The sequence below is a fragment of the Enterobacter cloacae complex sp. 2022EL-00788 genome, from assembly GCF_026627565.1.
GTDB lineage: Bacteria > Pseudomonadota > Gammaproteobacteria > Enterobacterales > Enterobacteriaceae > Enterobacter > Enterobacter pasteurii.
This window is the reverse complement of sequence record NZ_JAPNMC010000014.1, coordinates 43,412-61,893: the sequence shown is the minus strand read 5'-3', so window position 1 is coordinate 61,893 and position 18,482 is coordinate 43,412. Positions and strand designations below refer to the sequence as shown.

Sequence of the window (18,482 nt, the reverse complement as noted above, 5' to 3'; positions counted from 1 at the left end):
TCACGCATTAGCCCGGCAATACGCGTGCTGACAGCGAAAATAATGTCGACTTCAACAGGACAATGCTATGCAAAATCTACTGCTGATTAATGGTGAACTGGTGGCCGGCGAAGGCGAGGCGCAGGCGGTTTACAATCCTGCCACGGGTGAGGTGTTGCTGGAGATTGCTGAGGCGTCGGCCGCTCAGGTGGATGCTGCCGTCCAGGCTGCCGATCGTGCTTTCGCTGAGTGGGGCCAGACGACGCCGAAAACGCGCGCCGAATGCCTGCTGAAGCTGGCGGATGTAATCGAAGCCAATGCCGACGCGTTCGCGCAGCTGGAATCACTTAACTGCGGGAAACCGCTGCATTGTGCCCTGGGGGATGAAATTCCGGCCGTCGTCGATGTGTTTCGCTTCTTTGCCGGGGCCGCCCGCTGCCTGAATGGCCTGGCCGCGGGTGAATACCTTGAGGGACATACCTCAATGATCCGTCGCGATCCGGTAGGCGTTGTCGCCTCCATTGCCCCGTGGAACTATCCGCTGATGATGGCGGCGTGGAAGCTGGCGCCCGCGCTGGCCGCCGGAAACTGCGTGGTGATCAAACCTTCGGAAATCACGCCGCTGACGGCGCTGAAGCTGGCGGAACTGGCGAAGGACATCTTCCCGGCAGGGGTGCTGAACGTGCTGTTTGGTCGCGGTAAAACCGTGGGAGATCCGCTGACCGGTCACGAAAAAGTGCGCATGGTTTCGCTTACCGGCTCTATCGCCACCGGGGAACATATCATCGGCCATACCGCTTCCTCTATCAAACGGACCCATATGGAGCTGGGCGGCAAAGCGCCGGTCATCGTCTTTGACGATGCGGATCTGGATGCGGTGGTTGAGGGCGTGCGCACGTTTGGCTTCTACAATGCTGGTCAGGATTGTACCGCTGCCTGTCGTATATACGCCCAGAAGGGGATTTATCCCGCGCTGGTCGAAAAGCTGGGCGCCGCCGTCGCCACGCTGAAGATGGGTGCGCCGGAGGATACGTCTACGGAGCTTGGCCCGCTCAGCTCAGCAGCGCATCTTGCTCGCGTGTGTGCAGCGGTGGACGACGCCAAAGCGCTGAGTCATATCCGCGTGGTCACCGGGGGCGGCAAGAGAGAGGGCGCGGGATATTACTTCCAGCCAACGCTGCTGGCCGGGGCGAGGCAGGATGACGCTATCGTCCAGCGGGAGGTGTTCGGGCCGGTGGTCAGCGTGACGGAGTTTGAGGATGAAGCGCAGGTGCTGGAATGGGCTAACGATTCCCGGTACGGCCTGGCATCCTCCGTCTGGACGAAAGACACAGGGCGTGCGCATCGGCTCAGCGCGCGGTTGCAGTATGGCTGCACCTGGGTCAATACCCATTTTATGCTGGTGAGCGAAATGCCGCACGGCGGTATGAAGTTATCAGGCTACGGCAAGGATATGTCGGTCTACGGGCTTGAGGACTATACGGTTGTGCGACATGTCATGATAAAGCACTAAGCCGTCTTGCCCGGCGCAAACGCCGGGCAGATCTGCCTACCAGCCACACACCTCGTGCTCATTCTCCGTATCGTAGGCGCGAACGGTATTCACCAGGTCCTTCACCACGTCAGCCGCGACGTCGGGGATTAACAGCTCCATCGGCGCTTCTGTCTCATAATCTACCGACACGCCGTTACTGTTGTTTGTAACGGTCACGGTATAGGTTGCCTTACCCATCACTTACTCCTTATGCGTATTAACCACTTTACCAATGCCCGCACCGCTGAGCGTGACGGCAGGATCGGCGAAAAAGTCGATATTAAAATAGGTATCGTCGGTCAACAGCTCAATGCGGTGCCATTTTTGCGGCGGGGAAATCCCGAAGGAACCGGCTTCAATCACCACTTCCAGGTCCGGTTCGGCAGCATCGCTATCGGCGAAGCCATAGTAACGCACCGCGCCCTGCATGACGGACAGACGACCGAAGACGCCAGCTTTCGTGTTGTGATGGGTGAAGAGCGCTTTTGGGGCGGTCTCTTTATTCCAGTACGGCGTCGAGCGGGTGTGAACAAAGTTTTCAGGAATACGTAACATAATAGTTTCCTTCATGTCGTCAGGCGCCTAAAGGGACTTAAGCACCTCTGGTTCAACAAAGAATTCAATATTGAACAACGTGTCGTCGGTCATCACTTCAATATGGTGCCATCTCTCAGGGGGGAAAACGCCGAAATGACCGGCTTCAATGACGAGTTCGCTGTCAGGCTCGGGCGTGAACTGATCGGCATAGCCAAGATAACGCACCGCGCCACGCATCACCGAAAGGCGAGGGTAAACGCCCGGGCGCGTGCCCGTATCGAGGTGACGCTTAAAAATACCGGCGGGTGCCGTCTCTTTGTTCCAGAAAGGTGTGGAACGGGTGTGAATACAACTCTGCGGAATGCGTAGCATGTTTCCTCCCTTAATAGCCTGTGCTAATTAGAACGCGTTCCGCCGGAGTAAATTTATCAAAAAGTGCATTTTTAATGCATGTTATTACCAATAGCCGTTTTGCTTCCCCCCGCGTTGTTACACAAGGTACTCAGTTGTTATTATCCATAATATTTAAGTGGTTATGATGTAACGAAAAAACTTGATCTGCGTCAACATATGCCGCATATTGCGTGCGGTTATTTTTTCGGCTCAGGTAAACAGAATGACGTTGTATCAAAAGATGTTGGTGTTCTACGCAATCATGGCCTTCATCTGCGCATTAATCACCTGGTTCCTGTCAAAAGATCGTAAGCGCATTCGCCTGCTGAGCGCCTTCCTGGTGGGTTCCACCTGGCCGATGAGCTTTCCTGTTGCGCTGTTGATCTCACTTTTCTGAAGCACGTTTCCAGATTCTAAATCAGAACATAGCATTTCAAACATAGAGACTGTATAAATAAACAGTTCGTTGTAAAGGGAGTGCTTATGAACAGTTTTTATTCGCAGCATGCCGGTTGTACTGTGCGCTGGCTCGATCTTCCCGGTTCAGGTGAGCCTGTTGTATTTATCCACGGATTAGGCTGCGCCTCTTCGTATGAGTATCCACGCATTGTCTGTGACACCCGGTTTGGAGATCGCAGAGCCATTCTGATCGATCTTCCCGGCAGCGGTTACAGTGAGAAACCTGAAAAGTACCGTTATCGCACAAGCGAGCAGGCGCAGGTGGTAGTTGAACTGTTAAACCATCTCGGCCTGGACCATTTCTGGCTCTATGGCCATAGCATGGGAGGAAGCATTGCTATTGAAACGGCAGTGCTATTACAGCCGCGCGTTAAGGGATTAATCGTTTCTGAACCCAATTTTCATGCGGGCGGTGGAATATTCAGCCGATCTATTGCGGCCCAAGCAGAACAACGGTTTCTGGAGCAGGGATATAATGAAATGCTTCGCGCAGAAACGTCGCCATGGGCAGGAAGCCTTCAAAGCAGTGCCCCCTGGGCCGTTTGGCGCGGCGCAACGAGCCTGGTAGAGGGGGTAAAACCTGACTGGGAAGACAAGTTCTTGTCGTTAACCTGCCCGATAACGTTAGTTTTCGGTGAATGGTCACTTCCCGATGAAGACTTTAATCGCCTGCAACAAAAAGGCGTGGCGATAAAGATTATCCCCAATGCGGGCCATTCAATGTCATGGGAAAATCCTTCTGCGTTAGCTCAGGCTTTGGCCAACTTCTTTGATGGTGAGTGAGCGTTAGCCCGCACTTCTGCGGGCTGAGATGATTAAGGCAGCAGGGTTAATAATTTCCTGCGCGCAACAGGCTGCACGTCGTGAGGACACTGGTAATCCACGTTCTCAATGGCGCGGGTGTAGAGCGCAACCAGCCAGTCATATACATAGGCTGTCGCCGCATGAACGGGCTGCTCGCCCAGTCGGGTGAGGCGTGGAGAGGCGCTGCTGACCACCGGGGTCACAAAAATTGGCTGTCCTTTACGGATCCGGCTTGCCGGACGCTCAGAGACCGCGGTCAGATCGTATCCCAGCCAGCCGATGAAATTGCCTGTGGCGGCGTGAAGCTGCGCAGCGCTGCTTTTATCCTTTTCCACAATACGTTGCAGCTGATGCGGCAGGTTCAGGCGGTAGCTGGTGACGATAAGCACATCGGCGATGTGCTGTAAAATCGCAGGCTCCAGGCCCAGACGGGCCGCTGCCGCGTCGTTGCGGCTCCACTGACGCAGATGGTTAACCCAGACGCTATGCGCCAGCCGCGCCCTGTCTTTGGTCTGCGTCGCACCCGTGCTTTCGTGCGTCTCTTCTGCGAACAGGTCGATAACATCATTAAACAGGCCGTTGACCTGCTCCTCGCGCGGCTGGTGCACCGTCAGCAGCGTTTCAAATGCCTTTAACGGCGGAAGAAGGCCGTTAAGCAGCTCACCGTGGCGGGCAGCGCTGCCTTGCAGCGTTCGCACCATTTTTTCGGCCTGAGAGCGTCTTTGATCCGGCGTCTGCGTAAGAGGCGCGAGGTACGGCTGCATCAGCGCAGACAGCTCCTGTCGCAGCAGCGCTTTCAGCGCATGGAGTCGCTTCTGCCGCTGCGCCGGCAGGGTAGCCTGCGATAGCCATTCAATCACTCTTTGCATGCTGTGGTTATCCAGCGCCTGCAGCGTCCCCCAGCGCAGTCCCGGCTGACCCAGCAGCTGCTGAACGGCTTCGTCAAGATTCTGCTTTGTGGTGAATCGCGCATCGTGAGGGGTAATGGCCCACACCAGGCCCGGCAGCGCGGACTCCTCGCCAGGCTGCGTCTCTTTTACCCAGTTATGCAGGATCCTGGCCGTCTTCGCCGTCTGCTGATGGCGCGCCGTCGCGTTGCAGATAACCAGGACGTCCGGCTGGAGCTGCTGGCGATAATGCTCCAGCAGCCACAGGGATTTAGCCTGGTGCATCAGCGGCGTGTTGTCGTCAGAAATGGCCGGGATATCAATAATATCCACGCCGTCCAGCACGGTACCCTCAACGGGCAGCACCAGTTCGCGGGTGAGAAACGCCAGCACGTCGACAGGAAGGCTGATGGCATTGAGCATCTCGCCATTTTCCAGCGGGTGAAGGAGCGTTTCCTGCGCTTCCGGTGCGCTAAACGCCCCAGGGGTCAGGAATCCTTCACACGGCAGACCGAAGCTGTCCATCAGCAGACTCAACGGCGCAGCAAGCGTGCCGGCATGGCTGGTTTGATGAAGCACATGGGCGAGCTTAAGCCACTGCTGGGTTAGCTCCTGTTGCTCACCCCACAGCAGAGACCAGACGCTGGCGCGGGTGCTGAGATCGAGCGACGGCACGAGCAGCGCAAACTGATACCACAGGGCATCGTCAATATGCTGTTTTGCACCCGGTACCATGCTCTGCCAGAAACGGGCGACGGCCGCGACGTCCTGCGCCGTCATTCCCGGCACGCTCTGCGGCTGGCGCAGGGCACGCCACTGTTCAAGGCGGGCTTCGATAACGGATTTTTCAACCGGACGGATCTGCGGGTGCAGAGTGGTTCGCGCAATGAAAAGCTGAACCAGCTCGGCTTCCGTCACCAGTGCGATCCGCAGCGGAAACGCCTCATCGACGATCTCACTGGCCGTTCTGCTGAAACGAACGGCCATATTGGTCGGCGCGTTTCCGGGATTAATATGCGAGAAGTAGTCAAACGTGCGTTGACCCGGCATAACGTTCAGCCGTTCGTTGCCGCTGCCGCACAGGGACGCGAGCAGGTGCGCTTTCGCCGCCTGAGAGTGACCGTATAAGCCCACGGTGCTCTGGCTGACAAGCGCGCGATCGAGCGCCTCCTCACGCGCGCGCGCAGCGTTGAGACGCGCAAGCAGGGCATCGGCTTCGTTATCCAGCATCGGGGCGTGCTGTCGCGTCTCATTGATCCACCCGATTAAGGCCTGAGTGGTGGCAGTCGTCGCAGTCATTTCAGGTATACGCTCCCGCTGTCGATCCAGTAGTGGCTGCCGCTGTGTCGGCGGTCGGCCAGAGTATTCAGTTTAAAGGTCAGAGCATCCGGCGGCACCGGCGTACCGTCCTGTAGCCAGGCTTCGCTCAGCTCGAAGGATTCCGGACCTTCCTGCTTGTTACCACCCCGCAGCTTCAGGCGCACGTTCAGCACGCCGTCACCCGCAATGGTTTTCGCCAGCTCGGCCGAGTTAATGCTCAGGGTATAGAGCGGCGTCGCGGGCCAGCGGGCGTTTGCCAGCTGCCGAAAGCCGAGCGTGACGTTGCCGCGCAGCGGGAAGTGCAGGCGGGCATCCAGTTTCGCGCCGGGCTTATCGAGGTCGATATCGTGATACCAGACATTCTCTTCCCGCAGGGTATTAACGGTGTTATCCAGCACCCCCAGATAGCGCACCGTGGAGTACGCGCCGATATCCGCCGCCTTAAAGTTAAAGCGCGGCAGGCGCAGATCCAGCGCAAGGCTACAGAGCATCGCGCCGACGGCGGCAGTCGATTTCGGGTTGCCGATCCGTCCCTGCTGGCTGAACGGATACCATTCATGAACCTGATACTTATCCAGCCAGACGATGCGGTTGACCGGCACCGGCTGCAGATGGCGAATCAGTGCCTGAACGCCCGGCAGGCAGCCCGGGCGTCCGGTGATCAGCAAAATATCGCAACCGTAATGCGAGATGGCCTCACATACCGCATGAAGCGGAGCGGCAAGCGTGAACTGGCCCGCCAGCATGGCATCCTGCATCTCGCGGAAGTTGACGTGCAGCGGCACGCTGAACAGGTCGAATGCTTCCGAGCCAGCCGGCAACGCGTGGTCGATGGCCTGCTGGAGATAATTCATCACGTTACGCGTTGGTTTTTGCGTAAGCAGATCGCCAAAGGTGGCGTGCAGCCCGGCCAGCGGATCGTCAACGTCGCTCGTTTCCCACGCCGCAAGGATCGCGTGACCGATCGGCATAAAGAGCTGAAGCGCGGTTTGCTGACGCAGTACCGCCTGAGTATCGATCCGACCGGAGTCACCGAACAGGGATGCCATCAGCAGAGAGGCGTCGGCTATGCCGGATTTCTGAAGCTGGGTTTGCAAGGCGGGCAGCACGTAGCGCTGGATCACGTCGAGCAGGGTATCGTCACCGGCAACCTTGAATCCTTCGCGGAACAACAGCTGCGGGGTAATTTTGACGTTATTCCCGGAGCCATCGTCCAGCTGATAGTGCGTGATGGCCATATCCGTCGTGCCGCCGCCGATATCAATCGAGGCTACGCGCAGCGCGCGTCCCGGCTGGACCCCCGGCTCTGGCGCGCGGTCCGGACGGGCGAGGGAGGCAAAAAACGCCTCGGTCTGTCCGCCGAAGCGGGAAATGGCTTCGTTATACAGCCACACCAGCTGGCCGCAGCTGGCCTCGTCCCACTCCATCTGGATCTCAGGTACCGGAACCACGCTTTTTTCCTGCTGCCTGCGGCTGGCAAAATCTTCATCCTGCGGATGCCAGCCCATCGCTTTCCAGACGATGGCGATGGCTTCGAACATGCGGCGGCGGAAGATCTCGCGCTCCTGTTTCGGCATCGCCGAAGGCAGGGTCAGGATCAGGGTGCGCAGCTGGCGGGGTGACGCCGGAAAACCGAGCCGCAAACGCGTAGCCACGCTGTTAATCTGCCCCAGCGCCTGAGCCAGCAGCTCGCAGAGCATGTGCGTCATCAGGGTGCTGCGGCTGTACTGCGGCGAGAAGACCGGCAGGCGCTCATCCGGCGGCAGGGTAAAAAGCGGTTCCCCGTCATCGTTCATCAGGTTCATCAGCGGGAACGCGGTGGCCAGCGGTTCGCGCTGGGTTTTGCCGTTCATCTGGCTGAAGCGCCAGTCCTGCACCACCGGGGTCTCATCCCACAGATAACGACGCGGGCTGGAAATTCCGCTGTTGCCTTCGGTGCCCAGACGCTGCATTGCCAGCTTACGCGCCTCATCACCCACGCGGACAATCGACGGCCAGACGAACGCATCCTCCCGGCCGCTTTCCACGGAGTAGTGCTGCTTGCCAAAACGCGCCTCCGAAAATTCGAGGCGGCTGGTAAACAGCGGCTCGTTCAGGAACTGCGGCTCGCTCAGGGAACGTACCTGGAGTTCAGCCGTCTGACGCAGGCCGTCGTTAGCGTCTCCGTGATCTTCAATAATCACGCCGCAGGTATGGGTGTTCCCCACGTCGAGGATCAGATCGACAGGAATGGCCGGGGTGCTCAGGGTGTGCGTGACAAACTTCACCTCCGGCACGGTGAGCTGTTCACCGAGCATGGAGATCAGGTTGAGCCAGTGCGCCTGATACTCGAAGCTGCGCATGGCCTGATGCAGCTCGCGCTCGGCGCGTTTTTCAACCCCGTCAGCATACTGTGTGAAGGCTTCACGCAGCCAGCCGTCAATCCAGGTCTGGTCCAGGAAACTCTCAACTTCACTATCGCGCCAGGCGAGGGCGAAACGCGTGCCGTTCAGGATATCGTTTTCAACCGGCGACAGGGCGGAGGTTGCATGTTCCGCGATCTGGCTGTCGAGCGCGACGGTGACGCGGTGCGTATTGCCTGCGGCGTCGGGCGCGGACAGTTTGCGCACCTGCACGCGGGCCCAGTTATCCGGACCATCTACAAACGTTCTCGGCGGGTTAAAGCGCAGGAAAGGGAGCGGCAGCCAGACGCCGTCCAGCACGGTGAGGGAATCATGCAGCGGAATCGTGCTTTCAGGCTTAACCACTTCCGGCTGTCCGCCATCGGCGGCGGGCAGGGTGTAGCGGCCATTTACCAGATCAAAATTCAGGCGCAGCAGCGGGCCATTTGCCGTTTTACGCACGAACCGCCCGTTGCTGGCGGTGTCCTGCGGGGTCAGGCCAAAATCAAGAAACTGCACGCCGCTGTTAGCGATAAGCGTAACGCTCTGTTTGTAGTCGCAAAGATTAACCAGCATAGGATCAGGCACCTGCTTTCTTAAACGTCAAAGGAACGACGGTGTTGGCATCATAACGTGCCGTGCATTCCGCCACGTCGCTGGTTCCCGCCTTGCAGGCTACTTCCGGCATCGGGTAACGCGAGCCGTCGGTGCAGCGTGCGTTACCGCGCGTTTTGATCAGCAGCTCGCCGTTGCTGTGTAAACCGGAGAAGACCTCTACGCGGCACACGATGTTGTCGCCATGCACCACCCGGGCGAACCCTTTGTTGTTCTGGATCTGGTAGCGCAGCGACGGCGGCTTACCGGTGAGCGGATCCTGCACATCCAGGAACGCGCGCCAGGTGCCGTTCAGGAAGCGCGTTAACCCGGCCTTGACCTGGTTTGCCTCCATTACCATGGCATCTTTCGGGATAGCGGTAATCACCACCGGCTCCGCAGCGGGAGCCGGGGTTTTAACCTTTGGCTCCACCACCTCGGCCTGGTGCAGCGGGAGCGTCAGCTCAAGCGGCTTCACCGTTTTCACGGGCGCTGGCGCAATGGCGACCGGGGCTGGCGCGGGCGCTGCGGTCGGGACCTGTTTCGGCCAGAGCAGCGGGGCGGCAATGGCCGCGATAGCGACGGCAGCAACCGGCAGCAGCCAGAGGGGTGAGCGACGTTTTTTTTGCGCGAGAGCAGGGGCTGGCTCTGGTGGCTCAACGTTCACGCGGGCAGGCTCTGGCGTATACAGATCATCTTCGGTGATACGTACGGCGGTGGCTTGCGCGATAAGCGGCGCATCGGCCTGCTCAAAGGTGACTACCGGCGCAGGCTCGGGTTCCGGCTCCGGCTCCGGTTCCTCGATTATCACCGGTGCAGGTTCAGGGATAAGCGATTCTCGCAGGCAGTCGAGCACGTCGTCTCGGGCGCTCTCGTTGAGGTTCACAAAGCCCCAGAAGCAGATCACCGGCCTGCCGTTCACCAGAAACACGAAGTTTTCACCGGGGAACTGGAAGGCTTTTGAAAGCAGAGAGCCAAACAGCTGCTGGGCGGTTTTAGGCGACTGGAGGCATTTTTTACTCAGCGATTCCACGCTGGCGAGCGTATTTTCAAGGTAGCGCAGGGCACGATAGCGGTCATCTTCGTCCGCGGCCTTCCAGCCTGAAACGGTTCCCTCTATCGGCGAGTACCAGTCAACGCGGTCGCCGCCGTCATTGACCTGCGGGATAGCCAGGCAGTCAACGATGGCCTGCTGTTTGCGTAACCGGAGCGCTTCGCGGATTTGCAGCGCTGATTCAAAAACGGCCTGTCCGCCGCCGCCAACGGCCTGAAAATCATCCAGATTACCGCTGCGTAAAAGTGTTTTTGCCACGATTTGGTCCTGTAGACTTCTTCACGCCGTTACTTTAGCTAAACGAGAAAGCAAACAAACGGCTGAGGAGACGGCAAAAGGGACGATTTCTTGCGGCATTGATCGTGGCGGTTGTGCTTGACGAATAACGAACCTTAAGGCAAATCGCTTTCGTCATGCTGGTGCTAAAACCGGCGAAATGTGCACCTTTAGAATAACCTGATAGTGATTCGTTATTTGTCAGGTTAAAACGGCTGTGCTGTTATTACGGTTCACTATAATAAAACCGAAAGGGTAATAACTATGTCTACAGGGAAAACATTGCTCGCGCTGGCGCTGAGCGCGCTGCTGCCGGCAAGCGCCGCATGGGCTGCAAATAATGACACCATTATCTACTGCTCCGAGGCGTCGCCGGAGTCGTTTAACCCGCAGATCGCCAGCTCAGGCCCGTCGTTTGTCGCCAGCTCGCAAACGCTGTATAACCGCCTGATAAATTTCGATCCGGTGAAAAATACGCCGGTTCCCTCGCTGGCAGAATCATGGACTATTTCACCTGACGGCAAAACCTATACCTTTACGCTGCGTAAAGGGGTGAAGTTCAACAGCAATAAGTACTTTAAGCCTACGCGTGATTTTAATGCTGATGACGTTATTTTCTCCGTTATGCGTCAGAAAGACCCTAAGCATCCGTATCACAATGTTTCGCAGGGCAATTACGAATACTTTAACGACGTGGGCCTCGACAAGCTGATTCAGGAGGTGAAAAAGCTCGATGATTATCACGTCCAGTTCACGCTGAGCGAACCCAATGCGGCTTTCCTGGCCGACTGGGGGATGGACTTCGCCTCGATCCTCTCCGCCGAATACGCGGACGCCATGCTGAAAAAGGGCACGCCTGAAAACGTGGACACCTGGCCAATCGGCACCGGGCCGTACGTGCTTCAGCAATACAAGGTGGACTCGCTGATCCGCTACGTTGCCAACCCGAACTACTGGGACGGTGAGGTGCCGACTAAACACCTTATCTTCTCCATTACCCCTAACGTCGAAACGCGCCTGGCGAAGCTGCAGACTAACGAATGTCAGATTATCCCCGCGCCGTCGCCGGTGCAGTTTGATGTGATTAAGAAAAATAAAGACCTGGCGCTGCACTCGGTGGAGGCGCTGAACGTGGGTTACCTGGCGTTTAATACCGAGAAAAAGCCGTTTGATAACGTGCTTGTGCGCCAGGCGCTGAACTACGCGACCGATAAAAAAGCCATCGTCAATGCGGTCTTTATGGGGTCTGGCACGGTAGCCAAATCGCCGATCCCGCCGAACATGCTCGGCTTCAATAAAGACCTTCAGGATTACGGCTACGATCCCGAGAAAGCAAAAGCGCTGCTGAAGCAGGCTGGGCTTGAAAAGGGCGCAGAAGTGACCCTGTGGTCCATGCCGGTTCAGCGCCCGTATAACCCAAATTCCCGACGCATTGCGGAGATGATCCAGGCCGACTGGGCGAAGGTGGGGGTGAAGGCAAAAATTGTGTCATACGAGTGGGGGGAATACCTCTCCGGCATGCGTAAAGGCGAGCATGACTCCGCGCTGTTCGGCTGGATGTCTGACAACGGCGACCCGGACAACTTCGCCGACGTGCTGCTGGGCTGCAACAGCATAAAAACCGGATCCAACGCCGCACGCTGGTGTGATAAGGGGTATGATGATCTGGTGCAAAAGGCCAAACTGACGAGCTCCGCGGACGAGCGCGCGAAGCTGTACGGTCAGGCCCAGGAAATTTTCTACCAGCAGGCGCCGTGGATCGCGTTAGCTAACGGCAAAACTTTCTACGCGACCCGCAGCAACGTCACGGGCTACAGCGTGAGCCTGATGGGCAGTGATTTCTCAAAGGCGAAGATAAACTGAGGTCTTGCCCGGTGGCGCTACGCTTGCCGGGCATTAACGGAGGAGTGACAATGTCACATTTAAGCGACGTGATGGCCCGCGTTGATGCTGCCATCGAAGAGAGCGTTATCGCGCACATGAATGAACTACTGATTGAACTCAGCGACGATACCGCGCTTAGCCGTGAAGAACGTTACACCCAGCAGCAGCGCCTGCGCACGGCAATTGCGCATCATGGCAGGCAGCATAAAGAAGAGGCGGAAGCGCGCCTTGCCCACCTCACGCAGGGCGGTACTATTCTGTAGGGTTAAAACTGGCGCCGCGCCACCAGCCAGGCGCCGACCACCAGCATCACCGCGCCGCACGCCGGGCCCACCAGCGCCCGCAGCGGTACGCCGCTGCTTCTGAGGACGTCCAGCACCAGGCCACCTATCAGCTGGCTTGCCACCAGCACGGCGATTGTCGTCGCCGCGCCCACGTTCTGGTAGCCGCTAATGCTGGCAAAGACAAAGAACGACCCGAGCAGGCCGGGGATCAGCGTCCACCAGCGCACCGTCGACGCCAGTTCGCTAAACCCCGCCATGCCATTCTTAATCAGCAGAATGCTGACAAACAGCACAATCCCTACCAGCGAGTTAAGCAGCATGGCGATAAGAATGGTGGAGGAGGACTGCGTAATGCGTACCATTAAGGTGTTTTGCACGACCAGCCCGATGCCGGCAGCCACCAGGAACGCCAGGGTCAGCGACTGGTTCATGGGAGCACATCCGGATCGCTGCGCTCGTCGAGCTGAAGCTGCATAAAGGTTAAATCCAGCCAGCGGCCAAATTTGGTGCCCACCTGCGGCATCCTTCCGGTGGTGACGAAGCCCAGGGTTTCATGCAGATGAATCGACGCCTGATTTTGCGCCTCAATACCTGCCACCATCACATGCTTGCCGATCTGACGGGCTTCGTCGATCAGGGCCTTCATCAGCAGCCGCCCAATGCCTTTGCCCTGATGGTCGGGGTGAACGTACACCGAGTGCTCAACCGTATGGCGAAAACCGTCGAACGCCCGCCAGTCGCCGAACGAGGCATAACCCGTCACCACGCCGTCTTCTTCACTGACCAGCACCGGATAGCCCATCAGCTTGCGCGCTTCGAACCAGGCGATACGGTTATCGGTATCAACGGTCGTATCGTTCCAGATGGCGGCAGTATGCAGCACCGCATGGTTGTAAATCTCTCTGATAGCGGCGCAATCTTCTTTTAGGGCATGACGAACGATCATGGCGGGTCCTCTGGCTGTGTTGTTCACTATAGTAGTATGCATTAATTACAATATTACACATTTACCGGATTGCATCGCCATGGCTAAGTCCCTATTTTTTTGTCATTAAAACTGCACCGGAAAACCATTCATACACTATAGTATGACGTCATGAACACGATGACAGACACTATGAATCAACGGATTAGCGCCCGGCTTCGCATTGAGCGTGAATCGCGAGGCTGGTCTTTGAGCGAGCTGGCCGAGCGGGCAGGTATTTCGCGCGCCATGATCCACAAGATTGAACGGGGCGACAGCAGCCCAACCGCAACCCTGCTTGCGCGTTTTTCGGGTGCCTTTGGTATCAGCATGTCGACGCTGATTGCGCGTGCGGAAATGCAGGAGGGGAAACTGCTGCGCCTGGCTAACCAGCCCGTCTGGCGCGATCCGCAAACGCACTATCTGCGCCGGCATGTGTCCCCACGCACCGACCTGCCCATCGATCTCGTTCAGGTGGAGCTGCCCGCGGGCAGCGATGTGCCAATGCCCGCCTCCTCTTATGCCCTGGCGCGCCAGCTTATCTGGCTACAGTCCGGCGAGCTGGTGTTTCAGGAAGGGGATACCCGCCATGAAATGAAGGCCGGAGATTGCCTGGAGCTGGGGCCACCGAATGACTGCCGCTTTATCAACGAAACGGATCGGCCGTGCCTTTATCTGGTCGTACGGCTGAACCAGTCTGCCTCATAATGGTAAGGCGATCCTCAGGATAAAGTGCCAGGCTTGAATGACATTTTCAGCAGTAAGGAGCGATTAATGAGTCAATCTACCACGCAAAACCGACGCTGGGTTCTGGCTTCCCGCCCGCACGGCGCGCCGGTCGCCGATAATTTTCGCCTGGAAGAACAGCCGATCCCGACGCCCGCAGACGGGCAGGTATTGTTACGCACGGTATGGCTTTCGCTGGATCCGTACATGCGGGGGCGTATGAGCGATGCGCCGTCCTACTCTCCACCGGTTGAGATTGGCGCGGTGATGGTAGGCGGTACGGTAAGCCGCGTTGAGACGTCCCGTCATCCTGATTATAAAGAGGGTGAATGGGTATTGGGCTACAGCGGCTGGCAGGAGTATGCGCTGTCCGACGCACAAGGACTGGTGAAGCTGGGCGATAGCCCGTCGCATCCGTCCTGGGCGCTGGGCGTTCTGGGTATGCCTGGCTTTACCGCCTACATGGGGCTGCTTGATATCGGCCAGCCACGGGAGGGGGAAACTCTGGTGGTGGCCGCCGCTACCGGGCCGGTCGGCGCAACGGTCGGGCAAATCGGTAAAATCAAAGGCTGCCGGGTCGTTGGCGTGGCCGGTGGTGAAGAGAAATGCCGTCATGCGGTCGAGGTACTGGGTTTCGACGCCTGTATCGATCACCATGCGGATGATTTTGCTGAACAGCTGGCAAGCGCCTGCCCGCAGGGCATTGACGTCTATTATGAAAACGTCGGCGGCAAGGTTTTTGACGCCGTGCTGCCGCTGCTGAATACCTCCGCACGCGTGCCGGTATGCGGTCTGGTGAGCGGGTACAACGCAACCAACCTGCCGGACGGCCCGGATCGGCTGCCGCTGTTGATGGGCACCATTCTGAAAAAACGCATCCGCATGCAGGGCTTTATCATCGCGCAGGACTACGGGCATCGTATTGACGAGTTCCAGCAGGAGATGGGGCGCTGGGTGAAGGAAGGCAAAATTCACTATCGCGAACAGGTCATCGAAGGGCTGGAAGCGGCTCCGGACGCGCTGATTGGCCTGCTTGAAGGGAAAAACTTCGGCAAGGTCGTAATACGCGTGGCGGCAGACTAAACGGTGCGTCGGTTATGGCGGGCGTGGCCCGCCATAATTATTTGTGAAGATACGATATATTGTCTTTAATTAACCCATAAGCTTTGCGCGCCATCGGCCCAGCTGAGCCAGAAGTGATAAACGCAATTTTAATTGTCCTATTTATATTTTAACGCGCGCCCCTAATACCAGGCATGACGATACAGGATATATCGAACCGGTGCTGTTTTTTTAAACAGGCACTGAGAATGGCATTTTGTTTTGGCTACGGGAATTAAACATGCTTGATTTGGATCATTTAGAAAAAGCACAAAGAATCAGTCTGACTATGCAAGTTGAGATCAGTTTAAAAGGAGCGTTAATCACGGGGTCTTTAAAGCCCGGGGCTCGGCTGATCACCAAAGAGATTGCGGATAAATTAGGTACCAGCATCACACCGGTACGTGAAGCGCTGCTGCGACTGGTTTCTGCAGGAGCGTTGCAGGCCACGCCGGCGCAGGCTTTTCTGGTGCCGGAAGTCACGCTGGAACGCTATAACGAAATTAATGCCATTCGAAAACAGCTTGAACCGATGGCGGTTGCGGCGGCGTGCCAGAATATGACCGAGGCTAAGCTTGACACGCTGCGCGCGCTCTCGGACAACTTCAGCACCGCGATGTATCAGGGTAACGTCCAGAAGGCGCTGCATGCTAACCGCATCTTCCGCTTTACGCTCTATCAGTATGCCGAGATGCCGACCTTAAATTCGCTGATCGAGCAGCTCTGGGTGCGGATTGGCCCGTGCATAAACTATCTGCATGGAGAGATGAAGGAGATGCCGGCTGAGACCTATCATTATGCCGATCTGCTTTCGGCGCTTGAGAACAGGGACGTGGAGGCCAGCCGGGAAGCCATTGACCGGGCAAATGATGAAGCCAACGTCCTGCTGCAACGGCAATACTTTAGTTAAGGACCCCCGCGCGCACTTATTTCTTTATTCGAGCAGTAATATGACAAATAAATTCCCGGCGCATCAGGCAACCGGGAATAGCGTTATTGAGCGCGTTTATTACCGGCAACGCCCGTTGCCGGATAAAGTTTTACTCAAAGCGATAAGAAACTGACAGCCCTACGCCGTAATTACGGCCTGGCGCTGGCTCGTAATAGCGGCTGTAGCCAGCATTAACGATTTCGGACCCCGCGTACGCTTTATCGAACAGGTTATCGACGCGGCCAAAGATATCCATTCCCCATTTGCCATAGTTGAGCTTACAGCCGGTGTTCAGGCCGACCACGGTATAGGAGGGCGCTTTCGCGGTATTGGCATCGTTTGCCATCACATCGCTCATGTAGCGTGCATCCGCGCCGGCATACCAGCCTTCCTCCGGCTCCCAGCCAAGCGACGCGTATCCCATGTTTCGGGCAATGCCCGGCATCCGGTTGCCGCTACAGTCTGCATTGTTACAGACGTTGGTACGGTAGGTCGCGTCAAGGTAGGTCCACGCCATCTTTAGCTTCCAGTTCTCTGCAAACTGCTGGTCGAGCGCGATCTCCACGCCCTGACGGCGCGTTTTACCGGCGTTTTTATAGCTGGTACGGCGTTCATTGTTGGTGTCTACCACAATCTCGTTATCGGTATCCGTGCGGAACAGCGCCGCCGTCAGAATACCGTTGCCGATGCGGGTTTTACTGCCAACCTCGTACGTATTGTTGGTTGACGGTTGCAGGTTAATGTTGAGCCCGCCTTTGTCGTCAGGGCGGTAGGAAAGTTCATTGATCGTCGGGGTCTCGAACCCGCGTCCCGCCGCAGCGTACAGATTCCATGCATCGGTCACGGAGTATTTCACCGCACCCGCCGGAAGCCATTTGTGGTAGCTGGCATCGCCGCTGTCATCGCCATTCTGCGGGGTAATGTAGCGATCGTTAGAATCGAACCAGACGGAGCTGTAACGCACGCCTGCCTCCACGGACAGCTTTTGCGTAAGCTGCCACTGGGTTTGCAGGTAAGGATCGAGGTTCCACATCAGGTTACGCTCGTCACGGCGCTTGTCGCCCTTGACGCCGTAGTCCGGCGCGCCGTTGTTCATTACAAAGTTTTCATACCCGCGGCGATTTTCACTCATGTTTTCGTAGTTCAGGCCGGTGGTGAACGTCACCGGCACCAGCAGCTCGCCGCGGTGGGTCCAGCGCGTATCGATGCCCTGATAGTGGCGCTGCATGTCAATTACACCGCCAGAATGTGCACGATTTACAGTTTGCGCGGTATCAGGAATAGACTGGTACTGGGTCATTTCACGCTCGCCGGCGTACATCATCACGCTGAGGTCGTCCTGCGCACTCAGCTGACGGTCGTAGCGGATACCGGCCTGGGTCTGCTTAATGGTTTTACGCGTGTTGTACTGATCCCCGCGCGGGGACTGGCGCGGGTTGTTCTGCCACTCCTGATAGCTCAGCCCGCCCGGATCGTTGGCTTTCATGTCCACGCTGTTAAAAATCAGCGTCAGCTTGCTGGCATCATCAATGCGCACGCCTAACTTCGCGTTGGCGAGGTTTTTTCTCGCGCCGCTGTGGTCGCGATAGCCATGGGTGGTAAAGCGGGTGGTGGATACCGCATAGTCAACATCTCCCGCCTGCGTACCGTCGCCGACCGCGCCGGTGGCCTTCATGCCGTAACGCCAGGTGCCGTAGCTGCCGTAATAGCTGCTGGCTTCGACGACGGGCGGCTGCTGGCCGGTCTGGGTATTGATGTTAATGACGCCGCCGGAGGCATTGCCGTACAGGGCGGAGAAGGGACCACGCAGCACGTCGATGCTCTCTACGCTGCTGAGATCGATGTTTGACGTCTGCCCCTGGCCGTCGGGCATGGTCGCCGGAATGCCGTCCACGTACATGCGGATCCCGCGTACGCCAAAGGTCGAGCGCGCGCCAAAGCCGCGCACCGACAGCTGCAAATCCTGGGCATAGTTCTGGCGGTTCTGGATTTGCAGGCCAGGCACGCTGCCGAGAGATTCAGAGAGATTGATGCGCGGGGCGGCATGGCGCATATCCTCGCCCCTTACCACGCTGACCGCGGCTGGCGTATCCAGCTCGGAGACGGCCTGCGGCGTAGCGCTGACGATCAGGGTTTGTTCTTCTGCGGCCATCGCGCTCAGCGGGCCAAATACGACGGGAACGAACAGCAGCGGTAGCGATGCCCTGCGGGCAGAAATGATTTTCATGAAGTAACCGATTAAGAAAAGATTCGAACCAAATCAACTGGAACCTGTGTATATATGTTAAATCCTTTGTAAATGTTATGAAAACTATAACCGCACATTTCGTGAATGTAAGGGCCGGAAGGAAAGAAAAACTCCACATTCAACTCA

At 57.4% G+C, this 18,482-nt stretch carries 17 protein-coding genes; 8 read left to right on the top strand and 9 right to left on the bottom strand.

The window, feature by feature from the left end:
- The first annotated feature begins 67 nt into the window (after positions 1 to 67).
- Complete coding sequence (gene patD, locus OWK27_RS19395; protein WP_176610236.1) at positions 68 to 1,492, top strand: aminobutyraldehyde dehydrogenase; 1,425 nt, start codon at positions 68 to 70, stop codon at positions 1,490 to 1,492.
- Between the two features lie 36 nt (positions 1,493 to 1,528).
- Here the strand turns inward: patD and OWK27_RS19390 are convergent, their stop codons facing one another.
- The 3 genes from OWK27_RS19390 to OWK27_RS19380 are packed head-to-tail and all read right to left on the bottom strand — an operon-like array spanning position 1,529 to position 2,422.
- Positions 1,529 to 1,711: a DUF1869 domain-containing protein gene (locus OWK27_RS19390; protein ID WP_003856955.1), complete on the bottom strand. Its 183-nt coding sequence runs from the start codon at positions 1,709 to 1,711 to the stop codon at positions 1,529 to 1,531.
- A gap of 3 nt (positions 1,712 to 1,714) precedes the next feature.
- Positions 1,715 to 2,068, bottom strand: a complete 354-nt coding sequence (locus OWK27_RS19385; RefSeq protein WP_267591014.1) for a DUF1971 domain-containing protein — start codon at positions 2,066 to 2,068, stop codon at positions 1,715 to 1,717.
- A 27-nt stretch (positions 2,069 to 2,095) separates the two neighbouring features.
- Positions 2,096 to 2,422 (bottom strand): DUF1971 domain-containing protein, encoded by a 327-nt coding sequence (locus OWK27_RS19380; RefSeq protein WP_148419755.1) that lies wholly within the window; start codon positions 2,420 to 2,422, stop codon positions 2,096 to 2,098.
- Positions 2,423 to 2,666: 244 nt separating this feature from the next.
- Between OWK27_RS19380 and OWK27_RS19375 the strand changes: the two genes are divergently transcribed.
- A complete protein-coding gene (locus OWK27_RS19375; protein ID WP_148419756.1) occupies positions 2,667 to 2,840 on the top strand; it encodes a GhoT/OrtT family toxin in 174 nt (57 codons plus the stop codon).
- An 86-nt stretch (positions 2,841 to 2,926) separates the two neighbouring features.
- A complete protein-coding gene (locus OWK27_RS19370) occupies positions 2,927 to 3,685 on the top strand; it encodes an alpha/beta fold hydrolase (RefSeq protein ID WP_252003780.1) in 759 nt (252 codons plus the stop codon).
- Between the two features lie 32 nt (positions 3,686 to 3,717).
- On the opposite strand, the gene OWK27_RS19365 is transcribed toward OWK27_RS19370, so the two are convergent.
- The 3 genes from OWK27_RS19365 to OWK27_RS19355 are packed head-to-tail and all read right to left on the bottom strand — an operon-like array spanning position 3,718 to position 10,200.
- Positions 3,718 to 5,892, bottom strand: a complete 2,175-nt coding sequence (locus OWK27_RS19365; protein WP_252003779.1) for a virulence factor SrfC family protein — start codon at positions 5,890 to 5,892, stop codon at positions 3,718 to 3,720.
- On the bottom strand, positions 5,889 to 8,870 hold the full coding sequence (locus OWK27_RS19360) for a virulence factor SrfB (RefSeq protein ID WP_252003778.1): 2,982 nt from the start codon (positions 8,868 to 8,870) through the stop codon (positions 5,889 to 5,891). Before OWK27_RS19360 ends, OWK27_RS19365 begins: the two co-directional genes overlap by 4 nt.
- Before the next feature lie 4 nt (positions 8,871 to 8,874).
- Complete coding sequence (locus OWK27_RS19355; RefSeq protein WP_267591013.1) at positions 8,875 to 10,200, bottom strand: SrfA family protein; 1,326 nt, start codon at positions 10,198 to 10,200, stop codon at positions 8,875 to 8,877.
- Positions 10,201 to 10,482: 282 nt separating this feature from the next.
- Here OWK27_RS19355 and OWK27_RS19350 point away from each other — a divergent pair, with 282 nt between their 5' ends.
- Positions 10,483 to 12,081 (top strand): ABC transporter substrate-binding protein, encoded by a 1,599-nt coding sequence (locus tag OWK27_RS19350; protein ID WP_148419760.1) that lies wholly within the window; start codon positions 10,483 to 10,485, stop codon positions 12,079 to 12,081.
- Between the two features lie 50 nt (positions 12,082 to 12,131).
- Positions 12,132 to 12,365: a YdcY family protein gene (locus tag OWK27_RS19345; protein ID WP_148419761.1), complete on the top strand. Its 234-nt coding sequence runs from the start codon at positions 12,132 to 12,134 to the stop codon at positions 12,363 to 12,365.
- A 2-nt stretch (positions 12,366 to 12,367) separates the two neighbouring features.
- Here the strand turns inward: OWK27_RS19345 and OWK27_RS19340 are convergent, their stop codons facing one another.
- Together OWK27_RS19340 and OWK27_RS19335 are read right to left on the bottom strand one after the other, a co-directional pair.
- Positions 12,368 to 12,817 carry a DMT family transporter gene (locus OWK27_RS19340; protein ID WP_148419762.1) on the bottom strand — a complete coding sequence of 150 codons (450 nt, stop codon included), beginning with the start codon at positions 12,815 to 12,817 and terminating at the stop codon, positions 12,368 to 12,370.
- The gene (locus tag OWK27_RS19335) at positions 12,814 to 13,332 is read right to left on the bottom strand and encodes a GNAT family N-acetyltransferase (RefSeq protein WP_267591012.1); all 519 of its coding nucleotides are present in this window, start codon (positions 13,330 to 13,332) and stop codon (positions 12,814 to 12,816) included. The genes OWK27_RS19340 and OWK27_RS19335 overlap by 4 nt, the downstream gene beginning before the upstream one ends.
- A 150-nt stretch (positions 13,333 to 13,482) precedes the next feature.
- Here OWK27_RS19335 and OWK27_RS19330 point away from each other — a divergent pair, with 150 nt between their 5' ends.
- The 3 genes from OWK27_RS19330 to OWK27_RS19320 all read left to right on the top strand — a co-directional run bounded on the left by OWK27_RS19330 (position 13,483) and on the right by OWK27_RS19320 (position 16,087).
- On the top strand, positions 13,483 to 14,058 hold the full coding sequence (locus OWK27_RS19330; protein ID WP_148419764.1) for a helix-turn-helix domain-containing protein: 576 nt from the start codon (positions 13,483 to 13,485) through the stop codon (positions 14,056 to 14,058).
- A 66-nt stretch (positions 14,059 to 14,124) separates the two neighbouring features.
- The gene (locus tag OWK27_RS19325; protein ID WP_267591011.1) at positions 14,125 to 15,159 is read left to right on the top strand and encodes an NADP-dependent oxidoreductase; all 1,035 of its coding nucleotides are present in this window, start codon (positions 14,125 to 14,127) and stop codon (positions 15,157 to 15,159) included.
- Between the two features lie 259 nt (positions 15,160 to 15,418).
- A complete protein-coding gene (locus OWK27_RS19320) occupies positions 15,419 to 16,087 on the top strand; it encodes a GntR family transcriptional regulator (protein ID WP_267591010.1) in 669 nt (222 codons plus the stop codon).
- 130 nt (positions 16,088 to 16,217) lie between these two features.
- Here OWK27_RS19320 and pqqU read toward each other — a convergent pair whose 3' ends face one another.
- Positions 16,218 to 18,335 (bottom strand): TonB-dependent receptor PqqU, encoded by a 2,118-nt coding sequence (pqqU, locus tag OWK27_RS19315; protein ID WP_267591009.1) that lies wholly within the window; start codon positions 18,333 to 18,335, stop codon positions 16,218 to 16,220.
- Positions 18,336 to 18,482: the final 147 nt, after the last annotated feature.